At 68.4% G+C, this 348-nt stretch carries 1 protein-coding gene; it reads right to left on the bottom strand.

What is annotated here, in order from left to right:
- Positions 1 to 348, bottom strand: a 348-nt coding sequence (locus tag CVV76_RS25120) for a hypothetical protein (RefSeq protein WP_158243253.1), incomplete at both ends; no start/stop codon positions are given.

Below are 348 nucleotides of genomic sequence, written 5' to 3'. Positions count from 1 at the left end.
GCGGACGTCCTGCCACGGTAGGCGCCCCGCATCTCCAGCAGGATCAACAGCGGCTGGTTCTTCGCCTTCGTCAGCTCCACGATCCGCCAGAAGGCTGGTAGCGTGTAGGCGGTGACGGAGCCGGTCCCGTTCCCGGCGTCATTCGCAGGCCCGCCGTAGACGTAGAAGTCCACGTCGTCGCGGTCGAAGACCGCATCGACCCCGGAGAAGCCGTCGATGGTCACGCCGTCCACGCCGTCGGTCCCTTTGAGACGCACCCGCATCAGCTGGTTCAGCGCCGAGCCACCATAGGTGGCGCGGATCTCACCGATGCCGGTGCGGCCGGGCCGGTGCGAGGCGATGCGCGAG

Origin of the sequence: Acidimangrovimonas sediminis (assembly GCF_002871005.1) — a bacterium.
In the GTDB taxonomy this organism is placed as follows: Bacteria; Pseudomonadota; Alphaproteobacteria; order Rhodobacterales; family Rhodobacteraceae; genus Acidimangrovimonas; species Acidimangrovimonas sediminis.
This window is presented reverse-complemented; position numbering and strand designations above follow the sequence as displayed.